We start from the raw sequence: 21,331 nt of genomic DNA on the forward strand, positions 1-21,331 counted from the left end.
GCGTCCTGGCCTCAAATCCCAGCGGACATCGACATCTCAACAACCATCAAGGAGGCCCACATGGGCAACCAGCGCGACAATTCTGTTCAGCAGGAAGGCGCTCTCTCGAATGACCGCCGACAGCTTCTGAAAGCCGGGGTGGCGCTTGCCGCTTTCCCTTTCATCGCCGCCTCATCCTCAGTTGCGACGGCTGCGGACAATCAAACGCAAACAGGTGCAACCATGACAGATGCCAAATCCGAAGAGTTCATCAATGGCCTTGCCGATTTGATGGCACATTCAACCCGCACGCCGATCCTGAGGTGGCCGAATGAATACGGCATGGAATACGAGGAGATCTTCTTTCCGGCGATGGATGGCGTGACAATCGAGGGCTGGTTCATCCCTGCCCAGTCAGACAGGTTGCTCATCTTCAATCACCCCATGCCCTGCAATCGCTACGGCTATCCGGGGCATCTGGAGCCGTGGAAAAATTTTGGCGGCTTCGAAGTGAATTTCCTGCCGGAATACAAGCTCCTGCATGATGCAGGCTACAACATCGTCACCTACGACATGCGCAACCATGGTCGCAGCGGGACGGGCAGCGGCGGCATTAATGGCCACGGCGTGCTGGAATATCGCGACGTCATCGGATCGCTGCGTTACGCGAAATCCCGGCCCGATACCAAGGACATGAAGACGGCCCTTTATAGCCGTTGCCTGGGAGCCAATGCCACCATCGTGGGCATGAAGAAGCATCCGGAGGAATTCAGACACATCAAGGCGATGATCGCCTTGCAGCCTGTCACGCCTGCGGTATTCGTGGAAACAGCTGTCGAAAACCAGAAAATCGCCAATGGCCTTGATCTGTTCGACGTGGCCTTTCACAAGCGGACTGGCTTCCACCTCGCCGACGTCTGGCCGATGGACTATGCCAGGGCAGTGACTGTTCCGACGCTCGTCGCCCAGGTCCGCAATGATTTCCTGACCAAGCCCTCCAACGTGCAGGAAATTTACGACACCATCTCCTCCGAGGACAAGAAACTCTTCTGGATCGAAGGGACAGACCAGCGTTTCGAAGGATATAACTACTTCGGAAAAAACCCCCAGCTGGTGCTCGATTGGTTCAGCTCTCACATTCCAACGGCCTAGCAGCCAAATCTGCCCAAAAGGGCAGCTTGCCGCAGAACCGGTCATCGTTTATCGCCGATGGACGATGACCGAATCCCCCTCCGAAACAGACGGATGCCGCTCCGCGCCGGCCAACTGCGCCCCGGACAGCCGCACCGTTGCCGCGCGGCTTGCCGCGTTATCCCACCCGGCACGCATCGAAATCATAAAGCACCTGTCAGCCAGCAACTCCTGTTGCTGCCGTGAAGTCGTCGATCGTTTCGATCTGGCGCAGTCCACCGTGTCACAACACCTGAAGATACTGGTCGAGGCCGGGCTGGTCCGCTTCGAGCCCGATCGCCAGCGCTCGCGCTATGCGGTCGACCACGCCGCGCTTGCCGATGTTTCCGCATCGGTCGCCGCGCTCGTCAATTCCTGCTGCTCCGGCCGCTGAAAATAAGAAGAAGGCACCAGAAATGGCCGAAAAAACCGTCTCCGACTCCTCGACCTTCAAGACGCTGCTCAATCTGTGGCCTTACATGTGGCCGGCGGATCGCGCCGATCTCCGGGCACGGGTMACCTGGGCAACGCTTCTCTTGGTTGTCGCCAAGCTGACGCTGGTCGCCGGTCCCTATTTTTTCAAATGGGCGACCGACGCGCTGGCCGGCGACGCCAGGTCTGTGCCGCCGCTGCCAACCTTTCTGCTGGCACCCGTCATGCTGGTCGTCGCCTACAACGTCGTGCGACTGGTGCAGCTTGGTTTCAACCAACTGCGCGACGCACTGTTTGCCCGCGTCGGCCAGTACGCGGTGCGCCAGCTCGCCTTCCGCACCTTCGTCCATATGCATGAACTGTCGCTGCGCTTTCATCTCGAGCGGCGCACCGGCGGCCTGTCGCGCATCATCGAGCGCGGCACCAAGGGCATCGAGACGATCGTGCGTTTCATCATGCTCAACACCGCGCCGACCATCCTCGAATTCGCGCTGACCACCGGCATCTTCGCCTACACCTATGGCTGGAAATACGTCGTCGTCGTCGCGGTCACCGTCTGGGTCTATGTCTGGTTCACGGTGCGGGCGAGCGACTGGCGCATCGGCATCCGCCGCGACATGAACGACAGCGACACCGACGCCAACACCAAGGCGATCGACTCGCTGCTCAACTACGAGACGGTCAAATATTTCAACAATGAAGGCATGGAGGCCGAGCGCTTCGACCGCTCGATGGCGCGCTACGAGATCGCGGYGACCCGCATCTGGACTTCGCTCGGCTGGCTGAACTTTGGCCAGGGCATCATCTTCGGCCTCGGCACCGTCATCGTCATGTGCATGTCGGCACTCGAAGTGCAGGCGGGCACGCAGACGGTCGGCGACTTCGTCTTCATCAACGCGATGCTGATGCAGCTGTCGGTGCCGCTCAATTTCATCGGCTTCATCTATCGCGAAATCCGCCAGGGGCTGACCGATATCGAGCAGATGTTCGACCTTTTGGATGTTCCGCAGGAGATCGTCGACAAGCCTGATGCCAGGCCACTCGCCGTCAGCGCAGGGAAGGTCGAGTTTCGCGACGTGCATTTCTCCTATGATCCGAACCGCAAGATCCTGAAGGGCATCAGCTTCGCGGTGCCGGCCGGCAAGACGGTCGCCATCGTTGGGCCATCGGGCGCCGGCAAGTCGACCATCTCCAGGCTGCTGTTCCGCTTCTACGACGTCCAGGGCGGCCAGGTGCTGATCGATGGCCAGGATATCAGGGACGTGACGCAGGAAAGCCTGCGCGGGGCGATCGGCATGGTGCCGCAGGACACCGTGCTGTTCAACGACACCATCGCCTACAACATCCGCTATGGCCGCATCGGCGCCAGCGAGGAGGACATGCGCAAGGCGGCCGAACTCGCCCAGATCGGCCCGTTCATCGAGCGGCTGCCCGATGGCTACAAGTCGATGGTTGGCGAGCGTGGGCTGAAACTCTCCGGCGGCGAGAAGCAGCGCGTGGCGATCGCCCGCACCATTTTGAAAGCACCGCCGATCCTGATGCTGGATGAAGCGACATCGGCGCTCGACAGCCACACCGAGCAGGAGATCCAGGCCGCGCTCGATCTGGTCAGCCGTGGCCGCACCACCATCGTCATCGCCCACCGGCTGTCGACTGTGATTTCCGCCGACGAAATCATCGTGCTGCAGGATGGCCAGATCGCCGAGCGCGGTACCCATGCCGAGCTGATGCGCAAGCACGGCCTCTACGCCTCGATGTGGGACCGCCAGCGCGAAGCGACCGAAGCCGAGGAGCGGCTGCGCATCGCCCGCGAGGGCGACGAGCTTGGCGTCATCGTCCGCCGCCGCACGTCGGAGGTGTCATAGCGGCGGCTCTCCTTCTCCCCCTTGTGGGAGAAGGGAAAGAAACCGCTTGACCTCAACTTTAGTTGAGATTGTAGGTCGTTCTTGGAGCCCGCAAACACCAAGATCCAGGAACGGAACAATCGAAAATGAGCAAGATAAATCAGAGTGCTGATGGCGGCAGCGTGTTCAGGGTGGACAAGTTCGTCGTCCCGGCCGCCGCCCGCGAAGAGATACTTGCCAAGGTCAAGGCAACGCATGAGGTGCTGCGCCGGCAGGATGGCTTCGTGCAGGATTTCCTGCTCGAGCAATTCTCGGGTCCGGGCGAATTCAACCTGGTCACGATCGTCGAATGGGAAAGCCAGGCGGTCGTCGACCGAGTCGTGCCGATCGTCACGGCCGAGCATGCGCGAGCCGGTTTCAATCCGCAGGAGACGATCGCCCGGCTCGGCGTGCGAGCCGACATCGCCAACTATCAGCGGATTCCCGGGGTGTAAGGCTTCTACGGCCAGCCGACGCCAGGTGCCGGCGCTTCAACGCTGAGCACCTGGCCGGTGCGGGCATCCCCGGTCATGTGCTCGAAGCCGCGCCATTCGGCGGCGGCGATGAACAGCGTTTTCAGGTCCGCACCGCCCAGCATGCAGGCAAAGCAGCCGCGATCGACATTGACGGTCTGCAGCACCTCACCGCCTTCAAGCACCCGCACGCAGTGCTTGTTGGGAACGTCCGCGTACCAGGCCGCCCCTTCGGCATCGAGGCAGATGCCGTCGGGAAAACCATCAAGGTCGGCCCAGACGCGGCGGTTGGCGAGGCTGCCGTCCGCGGCGATGTCGAAGGCGGTCAGCCTGTTGGCATGCGATTCGGCGACGATCAGCGTCTTGTTGTCCGGCGTCACCGCCATGCCGTTGGCAAAGGCGATGTTTTCCGCCACTTGCCGGACCGCGCCGTCCGGCGTGACCAGCACGACGGTACCTGGGCCGAAGTACTGGCCGGGAGCCGGCGCCGGGCCGCCGCCATTGATATAGATGTTGCCGCGCCCGTCGACGACGATCTCGTTCCACGGGCTTTTCGACAGGCTGCGCAAATCGGCGTGGGTAACCAGTGAACCGCCCGGTTCCCTGCGCAACACCAACCCCTCGCGACCGGAGACGACGAGCAGGCGACCGTCCGGCAGCCAGTCTATGGAGTAGGGCAGCACAGCCGGCACGGTGAGAACGATCTCGCGGCTGCCGTCGGCATCGACGGCGATGATCTCGCCGGTCCCCCAGTTGCAGAGCCACAGGCGACCGTCATGCCAGCGCGGCGATTCCCCGAAGGCGAGGCCTTCCGTCACGACACGAGCTTTGTTGCCAGATGATGCCTGCATGATCGGGAGCCTCCGTTGCACGCGTCGTCGGCCCTTGCGGGCGGAATGAAGCGCTGTCTCACCAAGGACGGGCGAGGGGACGGATCCCCGACAGCAGTCCTACTGTTTTTCGCTCAGGAAGAAATTGCCATCGGCATGACCGTTGGCGCCGCATGATGGCGGTTCCGAAATGCCGTCCTTGCCGGTGCCGCCCTGCTCGACGACGAGCGCATCGCCATCGCGATAGAAGGTGAAAACAAAGCCGGTCGGCTTTTCGTTGTCGTCGGTATCGACCAACCGCAATTCCTTATGTGCCTTGACTGTGCCGCCGATCTCACACGAACCGCTGCCGGACACAGGATTGGCGACCTCTTCCGACAGGTCGAGCTTGCCCGCGCCAGCAGCCTTGATCTCGACCGTGCCGCGAACGCTGCTCCATGTGCCGATGAAACCGGTATCCTTGGGCTTGCGGATACCGGCGAGGAAGGCCACGCGGTCGCGCAGGAATTCGCCGAGATCGAAATTCTGCCGATCCTTGGGTGTGTTCTCGTTGAAGCCGGCGATCTGGTCGCGATACGCAATGAAATCGCTTTGGTCGTCCCGTAAGGCCTTGCCGGCGTGAGGATCGAGCGTCTTCAGCGCCGCTGCGTAGGTTTTCGCCACGTCTGCATCGGCCTGCGCCAGGGCAGGGTCGGCGCAGATGGCCTTCTCAGCCGCGCTGGCGGCCTTGGTGCAGTCGAAGGATGGCCTGGCTTGTGCCATTGCGCTGCCATTAGATGCCAGCAGTGCGGCCAGAACCGCACCGATTTCAGCCCATCTCCTGGAATCAAGGCTGGCCCCGTTGGGATGTCGGATCATGGGCTGTCGGCCTTTTCTCTGGGCTGCGAACCGGCGGTGGCCTGAATTCTGGTGGCAATGATGCCGACAGGCAAGCGCATCAAGGCTCCTGCCAATTGCGGCCAATGCGGCCTTGCCGATTGTTGCGTTGCGGTGAATTGGGCTTTCGGCTATTGAGGCCGAACTTGAAACGGAGCCTGCCCCAGCCCGATGAGCCTTGTCGATACGGTCAAGAACGCGTTCGTACCGATCCATCGCGAAGGCTATCCCTTTATCGCGGCCTTCGGCGCGGCGACGCTTTTCCTCGGCTATTTCTCGTCGATCCTGTTTTGGATCGGCCTTATCCTGACCGCCTGGTGCGTTTATTTCTTCCGCGATCCTGAGCGTGTCACCCCGGTTGACGATCGCCTTGTGGTGAGCCCCGCCGACGGCATCATCTCGGCGGTTGGACCGGCCGTGCCGCCGCGCGAACTTGGCCTCGGCAATGTCGAGATGACCCGCATCTCGGTGTTCATGAACGTGTTTTCCTGCCATGTGAACCGCGCCCCGGTGCGCGGCCGTATTGCCAAGATCGAGCACCGGCCTGGCAAATTCCTCAATGCTGAACTCGACAAGGCGAGCACCGAGAATGAGCGCAACGGCCTGGTCATCGACAGCCCCAACGGCACGGTCGCGGCTGTCCAGATCGCCGGTCTGGTGGCGCGCCGCATCGTCTGCTGGGCCGAGGCCGGCGGCTCCATTGCCATCGGCGAGCGTTTCGGCCTGATCCGCTTCGGCTCCCGTGTCGACGTGTTCCTGCCGCTCACCGCCACGCCGCGTGTTGCCGTCGGCCAGACGGCCGTCGGCGGTGAAACCGTGCTGGCCGAATTCGGCGGTGTCGCCGGCACTCCCCTCGTGCGGATTTCCTGACCGGTGGGCACGCAATACAAAAAGTTCGAAGCCCATGCCAGCGGCGGCCCCCGCATCCGCGAAATCCCGATGCGCATGGTGCTGCCTAACCTCGTCACCGTGCTGGCCATCTGTGCCGGCCTGTCCGGCATCCGTTTCGGCTTTGAGGGCCGTTTTGAGCCGGCAGTGGTGATGGTGCTGCTCGCGGCGTTCCTCGACGGCATTGACGGGCGGCTGGCGCGGATGCTGAAGGCGACCTCCAAGTTCGGTGCGCAGATGGATTCACTGGCCGACATCGTCAACTTCGGTGTTGCGCCCGCTCTCGTGCTCTATGCCTTCCTGCTCGACCGCGCCGGATCGCCGGGCTGGATCGCAGCACTTCTGTTCGCCATCGCCTGCGGGCTCAGGCTTGCCCGCTTCAACGTGCTCGACGACGAGAAGGCCGAGCGCCCCGTGTGGCAGTCCGAATATTTCGTCGGCGTGCCGGCGCCGGCGGGCGCCGTGCTGGTGATGCTGCCGCTCTACCTGTATTTCCTGCGCACAGGTCTGGAGCCCAGTCGCCCGGCTGCCTTCGTCGCCACCGGCTTCACCATCCTGGTTGCCTTCCTGCTGGTCAGCCGGCTGCCGGTCTATTCCGGCAAGAGCCTGAGAGTGCCAGGCGACAAGGTGCTGCCGATCATCCTTGGCGTCGTGCTCTACGTGCTGCTGCTGATGACCTACCCCTGGTACACGCTGACCGCTTCGGTCGCGGGCTATCTGCTCTTCCTGCCGTTCAGCGTGCGCGCCTATTCAAAGCGCGCCAAGCAGGAGGGCGAGAAAGTGCCGCCTTCGGACATCGGGTAGGGTTTCTCGAAGCCGCTCCGCATTCGTCATCCTGGGGTCCTGCGCTCCGCTTTGCGTCTGCTTCAGGCCGCCACACCTAGCCCCAGCCTGTCGATCGCCAGCTTTCTGGTCGACACATAGTCGGTCTTGCCGGAGCCCAGCACCGGGATTTCCTCGACCTTGATGATGTCGTTCGGCACCATCAATTCGGCGGCGCCTGCCTGCTTGCCGAATTTGCGCAACTCGTCGGGATTGGCGTCGTCGGCGGTGGTGACCAGCACGATGCGCTCGCCGCGTCTCTTGTCCGGCACCGCCACTGCCGCATGGCGTTCTTCCGGCCACAGCGACTGCACCAGCATCTCGACAGCGCCCAGCGACACCATCTCGCCGGCGATCTTTGCGAAGCGCTTGGCGCGGCCGCGAATGGTGATGAAGCCCTCGCGATCGACGGCGACGATGTCGCCGGTGTCGTGCCAGCCGGTCAGCGGCTGCAGCTCACCGGGGCGATCGGCAGTCATGTAGCCCATCATCAGGTTCGGTCCGTCGAGCCACAATTGGCCGGCGTCGGATATGCCTTCGACCGGCTCCAGCTTCATGCGCATCGCCGGCAGCAGCCGGCCGACCGTGCCGTCGCGGCCATGGATCGCGGTGTTGACGGCAACCACGGGTGCGGCTTCGGTCAGCCCAAAACCTTCGATGATCTCGGCCTGGAAGCGTTCGCGATAGACGCGGCGGGTTTCCGGCTTCACAGCCTCGGCGCCGGCGACGACGAAGCGCAGGCTGGAAAAATCGCCGTCCTTGGCGGTGCGCGCATAGTTGGCGAGGAACGTGTCGGTGCCGAACATGATGGTCGGTTTCACCTTGCGCGCGATCTCGGGGATGATCTTGTAGTGCAGCGGCGAGGGGTAGAGGAACAGCTTTACCCCGGTGACCAGCGGCAGGATGGTGCCGCCCGTCAGGCCGAAGGAATGGAACACCGGCAGCACGTTGAGCAGGATGTCGGCGGGCGAGATGGTGATGCGCGCCTCGGCCTGCATGGCGTTGGCAAGCAGGTTCTTGTGCGACAGCACCACTGCCTTGGGTGTGCCTTCCGAACCCGAGGTGAACAGGATCACCGCAGGCTTGGCCGCATCCTGCCGCTGCAGCGGCCAGCGCCACAGCAAGGCCGCGGCAAGCTTGTCGAGCGCGGTGACGTCTTCCCGCACATCCTCCAGCCAAAGCAGCTTGGCGCCGCCGTTCTCGACCGCCGCGACGATATCGGCGAGGTCGGCCTTCTCGACGAAGGCACGGGAGGAGACAACCGTTCGGATCACCGCTGTGCGCACCGCCGCGGTCACGCTGGCCGGGCCGGCGGTGTAGTTGATCATTGCCGCCACCCGGCCGCCAGACAGCAGGCCGACAAACGACAACACCACGCCATTGGCGTTGGGCAGCAGCAGGCCGACCGCTTCGCCCGGCGCCGTCACCGCCTCGAACCGGCGGCCCAGGACGCGGGCGCCGATGAACATCTTGCGGTAGCTCAGCGCGCCGGAGATGACGTCCTCGATGATCGGGTGCGAGGCGCCGACACGGGCAGCAGCGTCGCGCATGGCCAGGAACAGGCCACGATCGAGGTCGGCGCCGAAAAGCCGGGCCTCGGCGACACGGTCGAACAGCGCGTTGGTGTTCGAGGCCTGGTCCGGGTTGCGCGCTGCCAGTTCGGCGATGGTCATCGGTTCCAGCACGCTGATCGACAGTTGCGGAAACCAGTGCCGCGGCGCCTTGTCCGCCGGCGTCAGCGACACCGGCAGGCTGCGCGCGCCGGCGACGAAGATCGGCACGATCTTGGCGTCGGCTTGCATGGCGATGCGGGTGACGGCGCGAAACAGGCGAAACGTCTTGACGTTGGGCTCGACCGCGTCCGGCAGATAGACGGCGAGCCGCCCCTTGCCCTTCAGCACGCGCACCAGCCTGCGGCTGACGAAGAGATGTTCGGCGTTGAAGGCGATGGTGCGGCCAAGCTCGCGCCACGGTTCGAGCCATGGCGATCGCGCCGAGACCTCGTCGAGTATATGCAGTGTGTCGTCCGGCAGCAGCGACAGCATCAGCGCCGGCTCGAAACGCGATTGATGCGAGATGACGTAGATGACAGGGGCCTGCGCCTTGCGGGCGATCCTGACGCGGTTGTCGCTGATCCGGTAGGCAAGCTTGAACGGCACATAGAGCAGTGCCTGGGTGAAACGCAGGCCGAGGCGGAATTTCTCCACCACGCCGATCAGCAGCCAGGCCAGGACAAGACCCGCAAGCAGCGCCAGTGTCAGGATCATGCCGCTTCTCTCCCAACGATTCTAGCATCGCGGCTCTTTGCGACCGCTTCGGGGCAGAGCGTAGCGGAATGGAGGGCAACGTCAATGTGGAGGCGCAGCGCTCGCTTCCTTCCCCCTTTTGGGAGAGAAGGGAAGGCCGCAGCTCACGCCGCCTTCAACCGCCCGCTGATGAAACGGAACTCCTGCGTCTTGCCGCCATAGCCATAGGCGGCGGCCGGCACTTCATGCACGAAGGCATAGCTTTCCTCATGCACACCGCCCAAAAGGCGGCCGAAGGCGTCGAAGATCGCCTTCAGATAGGCCTCCAGCTCGAGCTTGGTGTTGGTGCCGTCGACCACCTTGATATCGAGCCAGAACGTGTTGATGCCATGCTCGGCCAGTGACTTGCCGCCGGCGAACCAGTGCTGCGGATCGATATAGGAAACGGCAACCGCGGTGATCGTCGGATCCTTGCGCAGCTGCGCGGCGGTGATCTCGGTGATTTCTCCGGCGATCCGGGCGGACAGCGCGGCATCAGGCTTGCCGGTGACGCTGACGTTGATGATGGGCATTTCTCTTCTCCTGGTTTGAGCGGCGTCGGATCGCCGTTGGAAGGACCATGTCACTGTCATCGAGTCAAAAAAATCGAATTGTTTTCAACTGAAGGTTCGATATTATCGAACTATGGAAATGCTCGATCCCGACCTGCTCAGGACTTTTATCGCTTTCGTCGACAGCGGCTCGCTGGCGCAGGCGGCGTCGAGCGTCGGCCGTTCACCCTCGGCGGTCACCGCGCAGATGCAGCGGCTCGAGGAAATCATCGGCGAAGCGCTTCTGGCGCCGCAGGGCCGGGGCCGAGGCCTGACGCCGGCCGGCGAGGATCTCGTCGGCCATGCAAGGCGCATCCTTGCCGCTCACCGCGAGGCGTGGCTGGCGTTGAAGGGCGCGCGTGCCGCCGGGCGCGTTGCCATCGGGACGACGCAGGATTTTGCCGACAGCGGTCTGCCCGATCTGCTGCGCGCCTTCGCCGTCAGCCATCCGCGCGTCAGGATCGAATTGCGTGTCGGCCGCTCCGCCGAACTGGCGCAAGCGATGCAGTCCGGCGGGCTCGATCTGGCGATCGTCATGCGCCAGACTGCTGCGCCGGACGAAGTCGGCGTGCTGCGCGAACCGATGATATGGCTGTGTTCGCAAAAGGGGCTGGCCTCGCGCCAGGAAGAATTGCCGCTGGCGTTGCTCGATCCGTATTGCGGCTTTCGCGAAGCAGCACTTGCCGCACTCGATGCGGCCGGCCGCCGCTATCGCATCGCCGCCGGCAGCGCCAGCCTGGCCGGTCTGCGCACGGCGGTGAATGCGGGTGTTGCGCTGACGCTGCGCACCGCGCGCTTTGCCCATTTCGGCATTGTCGAAGCGCCGCGCGGCCTTGGTCTGCCGCAGGCTCCGATAGCTGAATTTGCCGTTCGGCTGCGCGCCGGTGCGGATGGTCCGGCAGCTGATCTGGCGGCACTGCTCAGCGGCAATTTGGCTCTGCCCGGCCTCCTTGGCTGATCGACAAGCTCCGATCTCTCTGCGGATCAAACGCCCAAGAAAAAGCCGACCTTGCGGTCGGCTTGGGAGTAGGACGGGCCGAGGGGTTTGGGGGGACTTGGGGGTGGCCCGTCACACCAACAATGCATGAGCCGGACGATGGTTCCGTCACTGTGTAACTTTTTTACGAAATATTTGACGCCAGCCGTTGTGAGCGGGCCATCAGCCAATCTCGCCCCGCATGGGCAAACACCGCGCACAACACGATGGCGCCGCCGATCATGCTGGCGGCTGGTGCGATCTCGCCCAGGAACAGGAAGGCAAACAGGATCGCAAACGGCACTTCGGCCGAGCCGAGCAGCCCGGATTCGGCCGCCGGAATGAGCCGCGCCCCTTCCGTCCACAGGATCGAGGACAGCGCAAAGCATGAGCCAAAGGTGGCAAGCAGCACCGCGTCGCGTTGCGTGACCGCCAGCGGATCGCTGACGAACCAGCCGAGCACGAACAAGAGGAAGGCCGAAACCGCGCCGGCCCACACCACCGGCGTCTCCCGGAAGGCGCGCACCATGATCATGTAGAGCGCGCTGCCGATGGTCATCAGCAGCGCCAACCCGTCCCCGAACAGATGACCGGTGCCGAAGCCGGACCAGACCATGATCGCCACGCCGCACAGCGAGACGGCGGCGGCGACCATCGTCTGCAATCGGAACGGCTCGCGCGTCAGAACCCAGGCCAGCAGCGCTGTGACGAAAGGCGCGGTGGCATAGATGATCGCGACATTGGCGACGAAGGTGAACTTGAAGGCCGAGATGAAGGCGATGCTGGCCAGCGCCCCTTCCACCGCCAGCAGCCAGCCGCGCCAGCCAAGACGCAACGTTTCGCGGTTGCCGGAGCGATGGCGGCGCCACAGCACATAGAGGCTGATCAGGATCGAGCCGACAAAGCCGCGCCAGCAGGTGATGGTCAACGGATCGGCGTGGATCGACTTGGTCAGCACCCCGGTCAGGCCGAACACCGCCGCCGATAACGACACCAGCAGGATACCCAGCGTGCGCTCAGTGGTGCTGTCCGTCGGGGCTGCAATGTCACTCATGCCGCCAGCCTACGCCGTTGCGTCCTGACATCGTAGCGTCAGCAGTGACGGCGATCCACATCATAGCCGCTTGCGGAAATGCTCGTTGCCGACAATCAGCAGCCCGGCGGCGATGATAAGGGCGGCGCCGAAGAACACTTCACGGCGCGGCACGTCGCCCCAGATCGCAAAGCCGAGCGCGAACGCCCACAACAGCGAGGTGTATTCGAGGGGTGCGAGGATCGAAGCCGGCGTTCGCTTCATGCCTTCGAACAGAAGATATTGCGCAAACCCACCGAGCGCGCCGACGCTGGCAAGGAGCAGCAACTGGGCCCAGTCCGGCTTTTGCCACCAGAGCAGCGCCGGTCCCGCCGAAAAGAGCAGGAAGTAGAAGTTGTTGAGGAGAAGCTGGATCATCGAACGCCCGGCAAGCGCGGTCTTGCGCAGGAGCACGATGGCTATGCCCCACAAAAAGGCCGCCGCCAGCACCAGCAGCACCGGCACGGACAGGCCGAGATGGGTCGGGTCGCAAGCGACGAAGACGCCGGCAAAGCCGATCAGCACCGCAAACCAGCGCAGCATCGGCACCTTTTCGCCCAGCATCACCACCGAAAGCACGGTGACGATGATCGGTGCCGCGTAGTAGACGGTGGTCAGTTCTGCAAGCTGAAGGCTGCGCGCGGCATTGTAGTAACAAAGCCAGGCGGCGAGCGTGAAGGCGCTGCGCACCAGCATCGGCCGCACGATCGGCGAGCGCACCGTGTCGGCAAACAGCCGTTGGCCGCCGATCGCCGCGCAGGCGCCCAGAATGGTGATGCTGCGGAAGAACATGATCTGCCAGACCGTCATGCCGGTGACCAGCAGCTTGATCGAGGCATCCTGCGTCGAAAACAGGAAATAGGCCGCACCGGTCAGCAGGATTCCGGCGAGAACCCTTTCGCGTGTTTCGAGAATCGCGACATCGGCCATAAGGCGCGGGACCAGTGTTGCAGGGGGCGGCAAAATGCTGTGTGGAGCGACGCGAGAGGAAGTCTCCCGTACCAAAAGCTATACGGGCGAAAGTCGGCACAGCGCTACGCCAGGCCTAAGCTTGCGTTGGGGCAGGGGATGGCGACCTTGCTTCCAGAAGGCAATCGGCACTTATATCTGACAAAGCCACGCCGCTGTCCGGCCACGAGAGCGAAGGAACGGAAATGGATGCGACCGAACTGAAGGCGATGCAGGCGCCACTGAAGCAGGCCTATCGCGACGACGCTGCGCAGGCGCTGATCACGCTTCGCGCCAAAGGGTCGATCGACGACCAGTCGGTTGCCTGCAAGGTGGAGACGGGCAGGGCGATCGCGATCGCCGGATTGCATCCGGCAACCGGTGGCTCGGGGCTCGAGCTCTGCTCGGGCGACATGCTGCTGGAGGCGCTGGTGGCCTGCGCCGGGGTGACGCTGAAGGCGGTGGCGACGGCGCTGGAGTTCAAGCTGGGCGCTGCCACGGTGGAAGCCGAAGGCGACCTCGATTTTCGCGGCACGCTCGGTGTCGCCAAGGATGCGCCGGTCGGCTTTCGCGCCATCCGGCTCAATTTCGATCTCGATACCGACGAGCCGCAGGAGCGGGTAGACTCCCTGCTGAAGCTGACCGAGCGCTATTGCGTGGTGTTCCAGACCATCAACCAGAAGCCGCAGCTGACGGTGAGCGCACGGCGCTGAAACGCCGTGCGCCGGATGCTTACTGCGCTGCCGGCTCTTCGGCGTCGCCCTCGTCGGTGAAGGGCGAGGCGCTCGGCACGCATTGCACCGACCAGCCGGTCGGTGTCGGCTGCTTCTGATATTCGGTGATGGCGGCGGTGCACTGTTCGCGCTTGTCGAATGTGCTGGGCAGCACGACCATGCCGCCCTGCGGGCCAGCGATTACCAGATACCAGACCAACGCTGCGGTCGTTGCCATGGGGATGTCCTTGTTCTGCCCAATTGGGGCGCTTGTTGCGGGAGTCGCTGCGATCCTATCAACTCCGCCGAAATGACGAAAGCATGACCGCCGCGCAGCCTTCCGCCATGACATCACAGCCGCGTGATGCGATGGCGGATCTGGGCCCAGATCTAAACCCAAGCGGGCTTAGTTGGTGGCAAAACAATAGAACAGGCCGTCACCGCCGGTGCCCTTCAGCGCCTCCTGGCTGCAGCCGCCACGCGAGGCATGCGAGGAGTTCCAGGATTTGGCGGCCGCCGAATCGTCGAGGCCGGTGCGGTCGTGATGGCCCATCATCGCTGCACCTTCCGCTTCGCTCATCGTCCAGTCGCCGCAGGTCTGGTCGGCGATCTTCGTGCCATCGGGCTTGGAGCCGGTCAGCATGTCGTGGCGGTTTGGCTTGTCGCCACGGCCATTGACCACTTCGCCCTTCTCGTTCAGCGCCGTCTGCTTGGTGATGCCATTGGCGTCGCCGTGCAATGAGGCGACATCGTCGGCGATCTTCACACCCTTGGCGTTCACCCACGGCCCCTTGCCGATGCGGTCGCGCGCGTCGGTATCGCTGGTCGACAGATAGGCGGCCCAGCTCTTGCCGGTGACGCCGGCGGCTTCCGCCAGCGAGGCGCAATGCGCGTCCGCACCCTTGAGGCCGCCGAGGTCGGCACCCTTGCCGGAGCCAACGCTGGTGACGAAGAAGCTCATCTTTGCGTCTTGCGAATAGGCGGCGCCTGCGGCCGCGATCAGGGCGGCGGCGGTGGCGAGAAGCAGTCTGCGCATGGTGGTCCTCCGTTCAGGTTTCGAATGTATGACATTCGAAGAACGTCGGCGACGCCGAGAATCTTCCGACAAAAAGCAGCTATTCCGGCTGGCGATAGGCGACAAAGCGGTTGTGCTTGGCCTGGAAGATCAGTCCGGTCTCCTTCAGGTCCGGGCTGGCCAGCGGCACGATAAGCTTGGCGACCTCCGAGGGGTGAGGCAGTGTTGCCGGATCCTCGCCGGGTACAGCCTGGGCGCGCATCGCGGTGCGGGTGGGGCCTGGGTCGGCGGCGTTGACCCTGAGCGGCAGGCTTTGCGTCTCATGCGCCCAGGAGCGCATCATCGTCTCGACCGCCGCTTTGGACGCCGCGTAGGGCGCCCAGAAGGCGCACGCCGAGTGGGCCGAATTCGCGGAAAGCAAAATGGCGCGGCCGGCGTCGGAGAGCCGCAGCAACGGATCGACCGAGCGGATCAGCCGCCATGTCGAGGTGACGTTGATGGTCATCACCTTCTCGAACGTTTTCGCCTCGACATGGCCGATCGGCGAGATGACGCCGAGCACACCGGCATTGGCGACGAGAATGTCGAGCTTGCCCCAGCGCTCATGGATGGCGCCGCCCAGCCGGTCGATGCCGGCCATGTCGGCGAGGTCGAGCGGCACCAGCGTCGCCTGGCCGCCGGCCGCCTTGATCTGGTCGTCGAGTTCTTCCAGCCCGCCGACGGTACGCGCTACCGCGATGACATGCGCGCCGGCGGCAGCAAGCTCCTTGGCGATGAAATAGCCGATGCCGCGCGAGGCGCCGGTGACGACCGCAACGCGGCCGGTAAGGTCGAGGGTCATGCGATGGATTCCGGGAATTTAACTAACGCGGATGACGGTGCGGCAATCCTATGACCCGCTCGTCGCCAGCAGCGACAGCGTGCGCACATTGTCGTGGCCTTCGAAGTCGAGCAGGCGGGTCGGGTACTGGCCGGTGAAGCAGGCATCGCAGAATTGCGGCTGGTCGTTGTCGCGGCTGGCCTCGCCGACGGCGCGGTAAAGGCCGTCGATGGTGAGGAAGCCGAGCGAATCGACCCGGATGAACTCGGCCATTTCCTCCACCGACATCCGCGATGCCAGAAGCTTGGATTTCTCCGGCGTGTCGACGCCATAGAAGCAGGAGGCGCGCGTCGGCGGCGAAGCGATGCGCATATGCACTTCCCTGGCGCCGGCATCTCGCACCATCTGCACGATCTTCTGGCTGGTGGTGCCGCGCACGATGCTGTCGTCGACCAGCACCACGCGCTTGCCCTCGATCATGCGGCGGTTGGCGTTGTGCTTAAGCTTGACGCCCATGTGGCGGATCGAATCGCCCGGCTGGATGAAGGTCCGGCCGACATAGTGGTTGCGGATGATGCCGAGCTCGAAGGGAATACCGGCGGCTTGCGAAAAGCCAATCGCAGCCGGCGTGCCGGAATCCGGCACCGGCACGACGATGTCGGCCTCGACCGGGCTTTCCTGCGCCAGTTCGGCGCCGATGCGCTTGCGCACCTCATAGACGTTGCGGCCCTCGACTGAGGAATCCGGCCGGGCGAAGTAGACATATTCGAAGATGCAGAAGCGGGTCTTCTGCGGCTCGAACGGGAACAGGCTTTCAATGCCCTTGGACGTGACGACGACCATCTCGCCGGGCTTGAGATCGCGCACGAAACGCGCGCCGATGATGTCGAGCGCGCAGGTTTCCGACGCCAGGATCCAGGCGCCGTCGAGATCGCCGAGCACCAGCGGCCGAATGCCGAGCGGATCGCGGCAGCCGATCATCTTCTTGGATGTCATCGCCACCAGCGAGAAGGCGCCCTCGACCTGGCGCACAGCATCGATGAAACGCGAGTTCAAATCGCGCTCCTTGCTGGTGGCGACGAGGTGCAACAGCGTCTCGGTGTCGGAAGTGGAGGAGAAGATCGCGCCCTGCTTCTGCAGTGCCCGCTGCACGGTCATGGCGTTGGTCAAATTGCCGTTGTGGGCGACGGCAAAGCCGCCATCGGCCAGTTCAGCGAAGAAGGGCTGGATGTTGCGCATGCCTGCGCCGCCTGTCGTGGCGTAGCGCGTATGGCCGATGGCGCGGTTGCCTTGCAGGCTGTCGATGACGCGCTGCTTGGTGAAGGTGTCGCCGATCAGGCCGACATGGCGTTCAACATGGAACTGGGTGCCGTCATAGGAAACGATGCCGGCCGCTTCCTGGCCGCGATGCTGCAGCGCATGCAGGCCAAGTGTGACTATGGCCGCCGCATCCTGCCGGCCGAAAATGCCGAACACGCCGCATTCGTCGTGGAAATGGTCGTCGGCCTCGGCGGAAAGCACGTCGTCTGCGTCTGCCATCTTAAGCTCCGCTAAAATCGCCATATAGTGCGGGTTCGCGTCGAAAGCAACGCGCCCGTGCAGCCGTTCACACCATCGTCAGTTCCTGGCGCCCGTTCCGGGCGTCAGTTTGCCGGTGCAGCCGGCGCTGGATTGGCCGGAGCGTTCTCCGCGGGCGGTGCTGCGGCGTCATCGTCGGGAGCGGGCGTGTTGGCATCCTCGCCACCTGCCGGGGCATCCGCCGCCGGTGCGTCCGGAGCAGCGGGCGTCTCAGCAGCCGGCTGATTCGGATTGAGCTTCTTGAGGATGGCGTTTTCCGGATCCTCGGGCAGCAGGCTTTCGAGCTTGGCGCCGATCTGCTCCAGCAACGGCCGCGACTTGGCATCCGTGACCCAGGCCGGTGCCTTGGCGCCAGCCAGCCAGTTGAAGAACAGCAGCGCGACGGCAACGACCAGAATGCCGCGCGCCGCGCCGTAGAGAAAGCCGAGCGTGCGGTCGAGAGCGCCGATCCTGGAATCGATGATCCAGTCGGCGAGCTTCATTGTGATGACCGAGACGACGATCAGCGCGATGACGAAGACGATGCCTGCGGCGGCCGCCATGGCGATCTTTTCGTTGTCGATGTAAGGCTTGAGGTAAGGCAGGACCGGCTTATAGAAGAAGAACGCCGCCGCTGCCGCCGCTGCCCAGGAGACGACGGACAGGATTTCGCGTGAGAAGCCGCGAACCATGGCGAGCATCGCCGAGACCAGGGTGAAGCCGACGAGAATTCCGTCAAGCAGCGTAATCGGCATGTCTTTCGCCCCACTCCATGAGCCGCATTATAGCGCGGAGCATCGGATTTTCCCAAAACCGGTTCCCAGTTTTTGGGTCCGATGCTCTAGTCTTGCTCGTCCACGCGGCTTCGGCGTGTGCCGGCTATGCGTGCCACGAGGTCGGCAAGCTCGGTCGGCTGGAAAGCGCCGGCCCCGATCCCCCCGGCAAGTTCCTCGCTGCCCAAGGGCAGAACCGCGCTTCCAAAACCCAGCTTTTCGGCTTCCTTGAGGCGCTGTTGCGCATGCGCAACCGGCCTCACGGCGCCCGAAAGGCTGATTTCGCCGAAATAGACGCAATCGGCGGGAAGGGCAAGACCGGTGAGCGAGGAAACCAGGGCCGCCGCCACCGCCAGATCGGCCGCGGGCTCCGAAATGCGATAGCCGCCGGCGACGTTGAGATAGACATCGTGGCTGCCGAAGCGCACGCCGCAATGGGCTTCCAGAACCGCCAGGATCATCGACAGCCGGGCGCCATCCCAGCCGACGACCGCGCGGCGCGGCGTGCCGAGCGAGGAGGGGGCGACCAGCGCCTGGATCTCCACCAGCACAGGCCTTGTGCCCTCCATGCCGGCGAATACCGCTGCACCCGGTGATTTCGCGTGGCGCTCGCCGAGAAAAAGCTCGGACGGGTTGGCGACCTCGCGCAGGCCCTTGTCCGACATTTCGAAGACGCCGATCTCGTCGGTCGGCCCAAAACGGTTCTTCACCGTGCGCAGGATGCGGAAATGGTGACCGCCTTCGCCCTCGAAGTAGAGCACGGCGTCGACCATATGCTCGACGACGCGCGGCCCGGCGATCTGACCTTCCTTGGTGACATGGCCGACCAGGACGATCGCCGCACCCGTGGATTTCGCGTAGCGGATCATCGCCTGGGCGGCGGCGCGCACCTGGGTGACGGTGCCTGGGGCCGAATCGGCGAGGTCGGTCCACAGCGTCTGGATCGAATCGAGGATCACCAGGTCCGGCCGCCTGCCGTCGGCGATGGTGGCGAGGATGTCCTCGACATTGGTCTCGGCGGCAAGTTCCACCGGCGTGGCGGCAACACCGAGCCGCTGCGCCCGCAGCCTGATCTGCGCGACGGCCTCTTCGCCCGAGACGTAGACGACGCGGTGGCCTTTTGACGCCAGTGCAGCCGCGGCCTGGGTCAAAAGCGTCGACTTGCCGATGCCGGGATCGCCGCCGACCAGCAGCGCCGAGCCGCGCACGAAGCCGCCGCCGGTGGCGCGATCGAGTTCGCCGATGCCTGAAATGATGCGCGGAGCGTCCTCGATGTCGCCCGACAGCGTTGTCAGCACCACCGCGCGACCCTTGCGGGCGTTGCGCGTGTTGGCCGGCCCTGAGCCGATGCCGCCGGACGTGCCTTCCTCGACCAGCGTGTTCCACTCGCCGCAGGCATCGCATTTGCCGGCCCAGCGCTGATGCACCGATCCGCAATTCTGGCAGATGAACTGAACCCGCGATTTGGCCATCAGGCAGGGCCTGCTTGGTCGCCAGTTGACAGATAGGTCTGCRGGACAGTGCCCCCCTCTGTCCTGCCGGACATCTCCCCCTCAAGGGGGGAGATTGGAAGTCGCATCGGCTTTCGCCAATCTTCGACATCGAAGGAGGGGAGCGTACTATGAAGCTGCCAATCTCCCCCCTTGAGGGGGAGATGTCCGGCAGGACAGAGAGGGGCGCGAAGGAACGAGACCTTTCTCAAGAGGTCACTCGAATCTTTCAGGCAAATGATGCTCTTCGGCGAGGTCGGAGAAGCGGGTGAATTCGCCCTGGAAGGCAAGGCTGACAGTGCCGGTCGGTCCATGGCGCTGCTTGGCGATGATCACTTCGGCCTTGCCCTGGACCTCGACCATCTTTGTTTCCCAGGCGAGGTGCTCGGGCGTGCCTTTCTCGGGCTCCTTGTTTTTGATGTAGTATTCCTCGCGGTACACAAACAGCACCACGTCGGCGTCCTGCTCGATCGAACCCGATTCGCGCAAGTCCGACAGCTGAGGATGCTTGTCGTCGCGGCTTTCGACCTGACGCGAGAGCTGTGAGAGCGCGATGATCGGCACGCCAAGCTCCTTGCCGAGCGCCTTCAGTCCGGTGGTGATCTCGGTGATTTCCTGGACGCGGTTCTGCGACGCCTTGGCGGACGAACCCTGCATGAGCTGGATATAGTCGATGACCATCAGATCCAGCCCGCGCTGGCGCTTGAGGCGGCGGGCGCGAGCCGCAAGCTGGGCAATCGAGATACCGCCCGTCTGGTCGATGTAGAGCGGGCGCTTGTGGTTCTCCTGCGTGTAGGCAACAAGCTTGCCGAAATCGGCTTCCGTGAGGTCGCCGCGCCTGATTTTCGACGATGGGATTTCGGTTTGCTCGGAAATGATGCGGGTGGCCAATTGCTCCGACGACATTTCGAGCGAGAAGAAGCCGACGACGCCGCCATTGGCCGCCTTGACGGAGCCGTCCGCCTGCTGGGCAGGCTCATAGGCGGCAGCGATGTTGTAGGCGATGTTGGTGGCCAGCGACGTCTTGCCCATGCCCGGACGGCCGGCGATGATGATCAAATCCGACGGCTGCAGGCCGCCCATGCGGTGGTCGAGATCGCGCAGGCCGGTGGCAATGCCGGACAGGTGCCCATCGCGCATATAGGCGGCACTGGCCATGTCCACGGCGTTCTTCAACGCGTCGGAAAAACTCTCGAAACCGCCATCGTAACGGCCGTTTTCGGCCAGCTCGAACAGCCGCCGCTCGGCATCCTCGATCTGTTCGGTGGGCGCCATGTCGACCGGCGCGTCATAGGCGATGTTGACCATGTCCTCGCCGACGGTGATCAGCGCGCGACGCGTCGCAAGGTCATAGATGGCGCGGCCATAGTCAGTGGCGTTGACGACTGTGACGGCTTCCACCGCCAGCCGCACGACATATTGCGCCATCGTCATGTCGCCGACCTTCTCATCGGCCGGCAGGAAGGTTTTCAGCGTGATCGGCGTCGCAACCTTGCCCATGCGGATGAACTCGGACGCCACCTCATAGATCTTGCGGTGCAGCGGTTCGTAGAAATGGCCGGCCTTCAGGAAGTCCGAGACACGGTAGAAGGCGTCGTTGTTGACCAGGATGGCGCCGAGCAGCGCCTGCTCGGCCTCGATGTTGTTTGGCGCCTCACGATAAAGCGGTGTTTCCGCGACGCCGAATTTTCGCGCTGCCTCTGCCATGATATCCCCGATTTCGATCCCGGCTCTTCGATACCAGAATGACAAAAGTCAGTGCTGACTTATCTGCAACA

General features: G+C 63.8%; 21 protein-coding genes. 8 read left to right on the plus strand and 13 right to left on the minus strand.

Features of this window, described 5'->3' with window-relative positions; all coding sequences use genetic code 11:
• The first annotated feature begins 60 nt into the window (after positions 1–60).
• The 4 genes from AC1DZP_RS23860 (at position 61) to AC1DZP_RS23875 (ending at position 3,919) form a co-directional block, all read left to right on the plus strand.
• Positions 61–1,131 (plus strand): alpha/beta hydrolase family protein, encoded by a 1,071-nt coding sequence (locus AC1DZP_RS23860; RefSeq protein WP_095086473.1) that lies wholly within the window; start codon positions 61–63, stop codon positions 1,129–1,131.
• A 64-nt stretch (positions 1,132–1,195) separates the two neighbouring features.
• A complete protein-coding gene (locus AC1DZP_RS23865) occupies positions 1,196–1,543 on the plus strand; it encodes an ArsR/SmtB family transcription factor (RefSeq protein WP_457155640.1) in 348 nt (115 codons plus the stop codon).
• Positions 1,544–1,565: 22 nt separating this feature from the next.
• A complete protein-coding gene (locus tag AC1DZP_RS23870; RefSeq protein ID WP_477305782.1) occupies positions 1,566–3,446 on the plus strand; it encodes an ABCB family ABC transporter ATP-binding protein/permease in 1,881 nt (626 codons plus the stop codon).
• A 125-nt stretch (positions 3,447–3,571) separates the two neighbouring features.
• A complete protein-coding gene (locus AC1DZP_RS23875; protein ID WP_477305784.1) occupies positions 3,572–3,919 on the plus strand; it encodes an antibiotic biosynthesis monooxygenase family protein in 348 nt (115 codons plus the stop codon).
• Positions 3,920–3,924: 5 nt separating this feature from the next.
• On the opposite strand, the gene AC1DZP_RS23880 is transcribed toward AC1DZP_RS23875, so the two are convergent.
• On the minus strand, positions 3,925–4,788 hold the full coding sequence (locus tag AC1DZP_RS23880) for an SMP-30/gluconolactonase/LRE family protein (protein WP_477305786.1): 864 nt from the start codon (positions 4,786–4,788) through the stop codon (positions 3,925–3,927).
• A gap of 99 nt (positions 4,789–4,887) precedes the next feature.
• A complete protein-coding gene (locus AC1DZP_RS23885) occupies positions 4,888–5,625 on the minus strand; it encodes a lysozyme inhibitor LprI family protein (protein ID WP_477305788.1) in 738 nt (245 codons plus the stop codon).
• A gap of 189 nt (positions 5,626–5,814) precedes the next feature.
• Between AC1DZP_RS23885 and AC1DZP_RS23890 the strand changes: the two genes are divergently transcribed.
• Together AC1DZP_RS23890 and AC1DZP_RS23895 are read left to right on the plus strand one after the other, a co-directional pair.
• Entirely contained in the window at positions 5,815–6,513 is a 699-nt protein-coding gene (locus AC1DZP_RS23890) for a phosphatidylserine decarboxylase (RefSeq protein WP_477287304.1), read from the plus strand.
• A gap of 3 nt (positions 6,514–6,516) precedes the next feature.
• Positions 6,517–7,335 (plus strand): CDP-alcohol phosphatidyltransferase family protein, encoded by an 819-nt coding sequence (locus AC1DZP_RS23895; RefSeq protein ID WP_095086458.1) that lies wholly within the window; start codon positions 6,517–6,519, stop codon positions 7,333–7,335.
• Positions 7,336–7,397: 62 nt separating this feature from the next.
• On the opposite strand, the gene AC1DZP_RS23900 is transcribed toward AC1DZP_RS23895, so the two are convergent.
• A complete protein-coding gene (locus AC1DZP_RS23900; protein ID WP_477305790.1) occupies positions 7,398–9,620 on the minus strand; it encodes an AMP-binding protein in 2,223 nt (740 codons plus the stop codon).
• 143 nt (positions 9,621–9,763) lie between these two features.
• Positions 9,764–10,171: a tautomerase family protein gene (locus tag AC1DZP_RS23905; RefSeq protein ID WP_477305792.1), complete on the minus strand. Its 408-nt coding sequence runs from the start codon at positions 10,169–10,171 to the stop codon at positions 9,764–9,766.
• Positions 10,172–10,283: 112 nt separating this feature from the next.
• Here AC1DZP_RS23905 and AC1DZP_RS23910 point away from each other — a divergent pair, with 112 nt between their 5' ends.
• The gene (locus AC1DZP_RS23910; RefSeq protein ID WP_477305794.1) at positions 10,284–11,147 is read left to right on the plus strand and encodes a LysR substrate-binding domain-containing protein; all 864 of its coding nucleotides are present in this window, start codon (positions 10,284–10,286) and stop codon (positions 11,145–11,147) included.
• Positions 11,148–11,310: 163 nt separating this feature from the next.
• Here AC1DZP_RS23910 and AC1DZP_RS23915 read toward each other — a convergent pair whose 3' ends face one another.
• The gene (locus AC1DZP_RS23915; RefSeq protein WP_477305796.1) at positions 11,311–12,219 is read right to left on the minus strand and encodes a DMT family transporter; all 909 of its coding nucleotides are present in this window, start codon (positions 12,217–12,219) and stop codon (positions 11,311–11,313) included.
• 60 nt (positions 12,220–12,279) lie between these two features.
• On the minus strand, positions 12,280–13,167 hold the full coding sequence (locus AC1DZP_RS23920; protein ID WP_477305798.1) for a DMT family transporter: 888 nt from the start codon (positions 13,165–13,167) through the stop codon (positions 12,280–12,282).
• Between the two features lie 224 nt (positions 13,168–13,391).
• On the opposite strand from AC1DZP_RS23920, the gene AC1DZP_RS23925 reads away from it, so the two are divergent.
• The gene (locus AC1DZP_RS23925) at positions 13,392–13,898 is read left to right on the plus strand and encodes an OsmC family protein (protein WP_477305800.1); all 507 of its coding nucleotides are present in this window, start codon (positions 13,392–13,394) and stop codon (positions 13,896–13,898) included.
• A 19-nt stretch (positions 13,899–13,917) separates the two neighbouring features.
• Here the strand turns inward: AC1DZP_RS23925 and AC1DZP_RS23930 are convergent, their stop codons facing one another.
• From AC1DZP_RS23930 to AC1DZP_RS23960, 7 genes are all read right to left on the minus strand, one after another.
• Complete coding sequence (locus AC1DZP_RS23930) at positions 13,918–14,136, minus strand: hypothetical protein (RefSeq protein ID WP_027045347.1); 219 nt, start codon at positions 14,134–14,136, stop codon at positions 13,918–13,920.
• Positions 14,137–14,304: 168 nt separating this feature from the next.
• Positions 14,305–14,934 carry a hypothetical protein gene (locus AC1DZP_RS23935; RefSeq protein ID WP_477305802.1) on the minus strand — a complete coding sequence of 210 codons (630 nt, stop codon included), beginning with the start codon at positions 14,932–14,934 and terminating at the stop codon, positions 14,305–14,307.
• Between the two features lie 79 nt (positions 14,935–15,013).
• A complete protein-coding gene (locus AC1DZP_RS23940; RefSeq protein WP_477305804.1) occupies positions 15,014–15,754 on the minus strand; it encodes an SDR family NAD(P)-dependent oxidoreductase in 741 nt (246 codons plus the stop codon).
• 48 nt (positions 15,755–15,802) lie between these two features.
• Positions 15,803–17,272, minus strand: coding sequence for an amidophosphoribosyltransferase (purF, locus tag AC1DZP_RS23945; RefSeq protein ID WP_095086431.1), 1,470 nt, complete (start codon positions 17,270–17,272; stop codon positions 15,803–15,805).
• Between the two features lie 104 nt (positions 17,273–17,376).
• Positions 17,377–18,045 (minus strand): CvpA family protein, encoded by a 669-nt coding sequence (locus AC1DZP_RS23950; protein WP_457151113.1) that lies wholly within the window; start codon positions 18,043–18,045, stop codon positions 17,377–17,379.
• Between the two features lie 86 nt (positions 18,046–18,131).
• Positions 18,132–19,535 (minus strand): DNA repair protein RadA, encoded by a 1,404-nt coding sequence (radA, locus tag AC1DZP_RS23955; RefSeq protein ID WP_457151112.1) that lies wholly within the window; start codon positions 19,533–19,535, stop codon positions 18,132–18,134.
• Positions 19,536–19,769: 234 nt separating this feature from the next.
• Positions 19,770–21,260, minus strand: a complete 1,491-nt coding sequence (locus AC1DZP_RS23960; RefSeq protein ID WP_095086422.1) for a replicative DNA helicase — start codon at positions 21,258–21,260, stop codon at positions 19,770–19,772.
• Between the last annotated feature and the right edge of the window lie 71 nt (positions 21,261–21,331).

It is taken from the genome of Mesorhizobium sp. P2_F8, from assembly GCF_056403655.1.

Bases quoted from the DNA above. Each gene is read 5' to 3' on its own strand.
- AC1DZP_RS23910 (WP_477305794.1), top strand. From the start codon at position 10,284: ATGGAAATGCTCGATCCCGACCTGCTCAGGACTTTTATCGCTTTCGTC.
- AC1DZP_RS23890 (WP_477287304.1), top strand. From the start codon at position 5,815: ATGAGCCTTGTCGATACGGTCAAGAACGCGTTCGTACCGATCCATCGC.
- AC1DZP_RS23935 (WP_477305802.1), bottom strand. From the start codon at position 14,934: ATGCGCAGACTGCTTCTCGCCACCGCCGCCGCCCTGATCGCGGCCGCA.
- AC1DZP_RS23930 (WP_027045347.1), bottom strand. From the start codon at position 14,136: ATGGCAACGACCGCAGCGTTGGTCTGGTATCTGGTAATCGCTGGCCCG.
- AC1DZP_RS23865 (WP_457155640.1), top strand. From the start codon at position 1,196: ATGACCGAATCCCCCTCCGAAACAGACGGATGCCGCTCCGCGCCGGCC.
- AC1DZP_RS23860 (WP_095086473.1), top strand. From the start codon at position 61: ATGGGCAACCAGCGCGACAATTCTGTTCAGCAGGAAGGCGCTCTCTCG.
- AC1DZP_RS23900 (WP_477305790.1), bottom strand. From the start codon at position 9,620: ATGATCCTGACACTGGCGCTGCTTGCGGGTCTTGTCCTGGCCTGGCTG.
- AC1DZP_RS23950 (WP_457151113.1), bottom strand. From the start codon at position 18,045: ATGCCGATTACGCTGCTTGACGGAATTCTCGTCGGCTTCACCCTGGTC.
- AC1DZP_RS23960 (WP_095086422.1), bottom strand. From the start codon at position 21,260: ATGGCAGAGGCAGCGCGAAAATTCGGCGTCGCGGAAACACCGCTTTAT.
- AC1DZP_RS23940 (WP_477305804.1), bottom strand. From the start codon at position 15,754: ATGACCCTCGACCTTACCGGCCGCGTTGCGGTCGTCACCGGCGCCTCG.
- AC1DZP_RS23875 (WP_477305784.1), top strand. From the start codon at position 3,572: ATGAGCAAGATAAATCAGAGTGCTGATGGCGGCAGCGTGTTCAGGGTG.
- radA (WP_457151112.1), bottom strand. From the start codon at position 19,535: ATGGCCAAATCGCGGGTTCAGTTCATCTGCCAGAATTGCGGATCGGTG.
- AC1DZP_RS23880 (WP_477305786.1), bottom strand. From the start codon at position 4,788: ATGCAGGCATCATCTGGCAACAAAGCTCGTGTCGTGACGGAAGGCCTC.
- AC1DZP_RS23905 (WP_477305792.1), bottom strand. From the start codon at position 10,171: ATGCCCATCATCAACGTCAGCGTCACCGGCAAGCCTGATGCCGCGCTG.
- purF (WP_095086431.1), bottom strand. From the start codon at position 17,272: ATGGCAGACGCAGACGACGTGCTTTCCGCCGAGGCCGACGACCATTTC.
- AC1DZP_RS23920 (WP_477305798.1), bottom strand. From the start codon at position 13,167: ATGGCCGATGTCGCGATTCTCGAAACACGCGAAAGGGTTCTCGCCGGA.
- AC1DZP_RS23885 (WP_477305788.1), bottom strand. From the start codon at position 5,625: ATGATCCGACATCCCAACGGGGCCAGCCTTGATTCCAGGAGATGGGCT.
- AC1DZP_RS23915 (WP_477305796.1), bottom strand. From the start codon at position 12,219: ATGAGTGACATTGCAGCCCCGACGGACAGCACCACTGAGCGCACGCTG.
- AC1DZP_RS23925 (WP_477305800.1), top strand. From the start codon at position 13,392: ATGGATGCGACCGAACTGAAGGCGATGCAGGCGCCACTGAAGCAGGCC.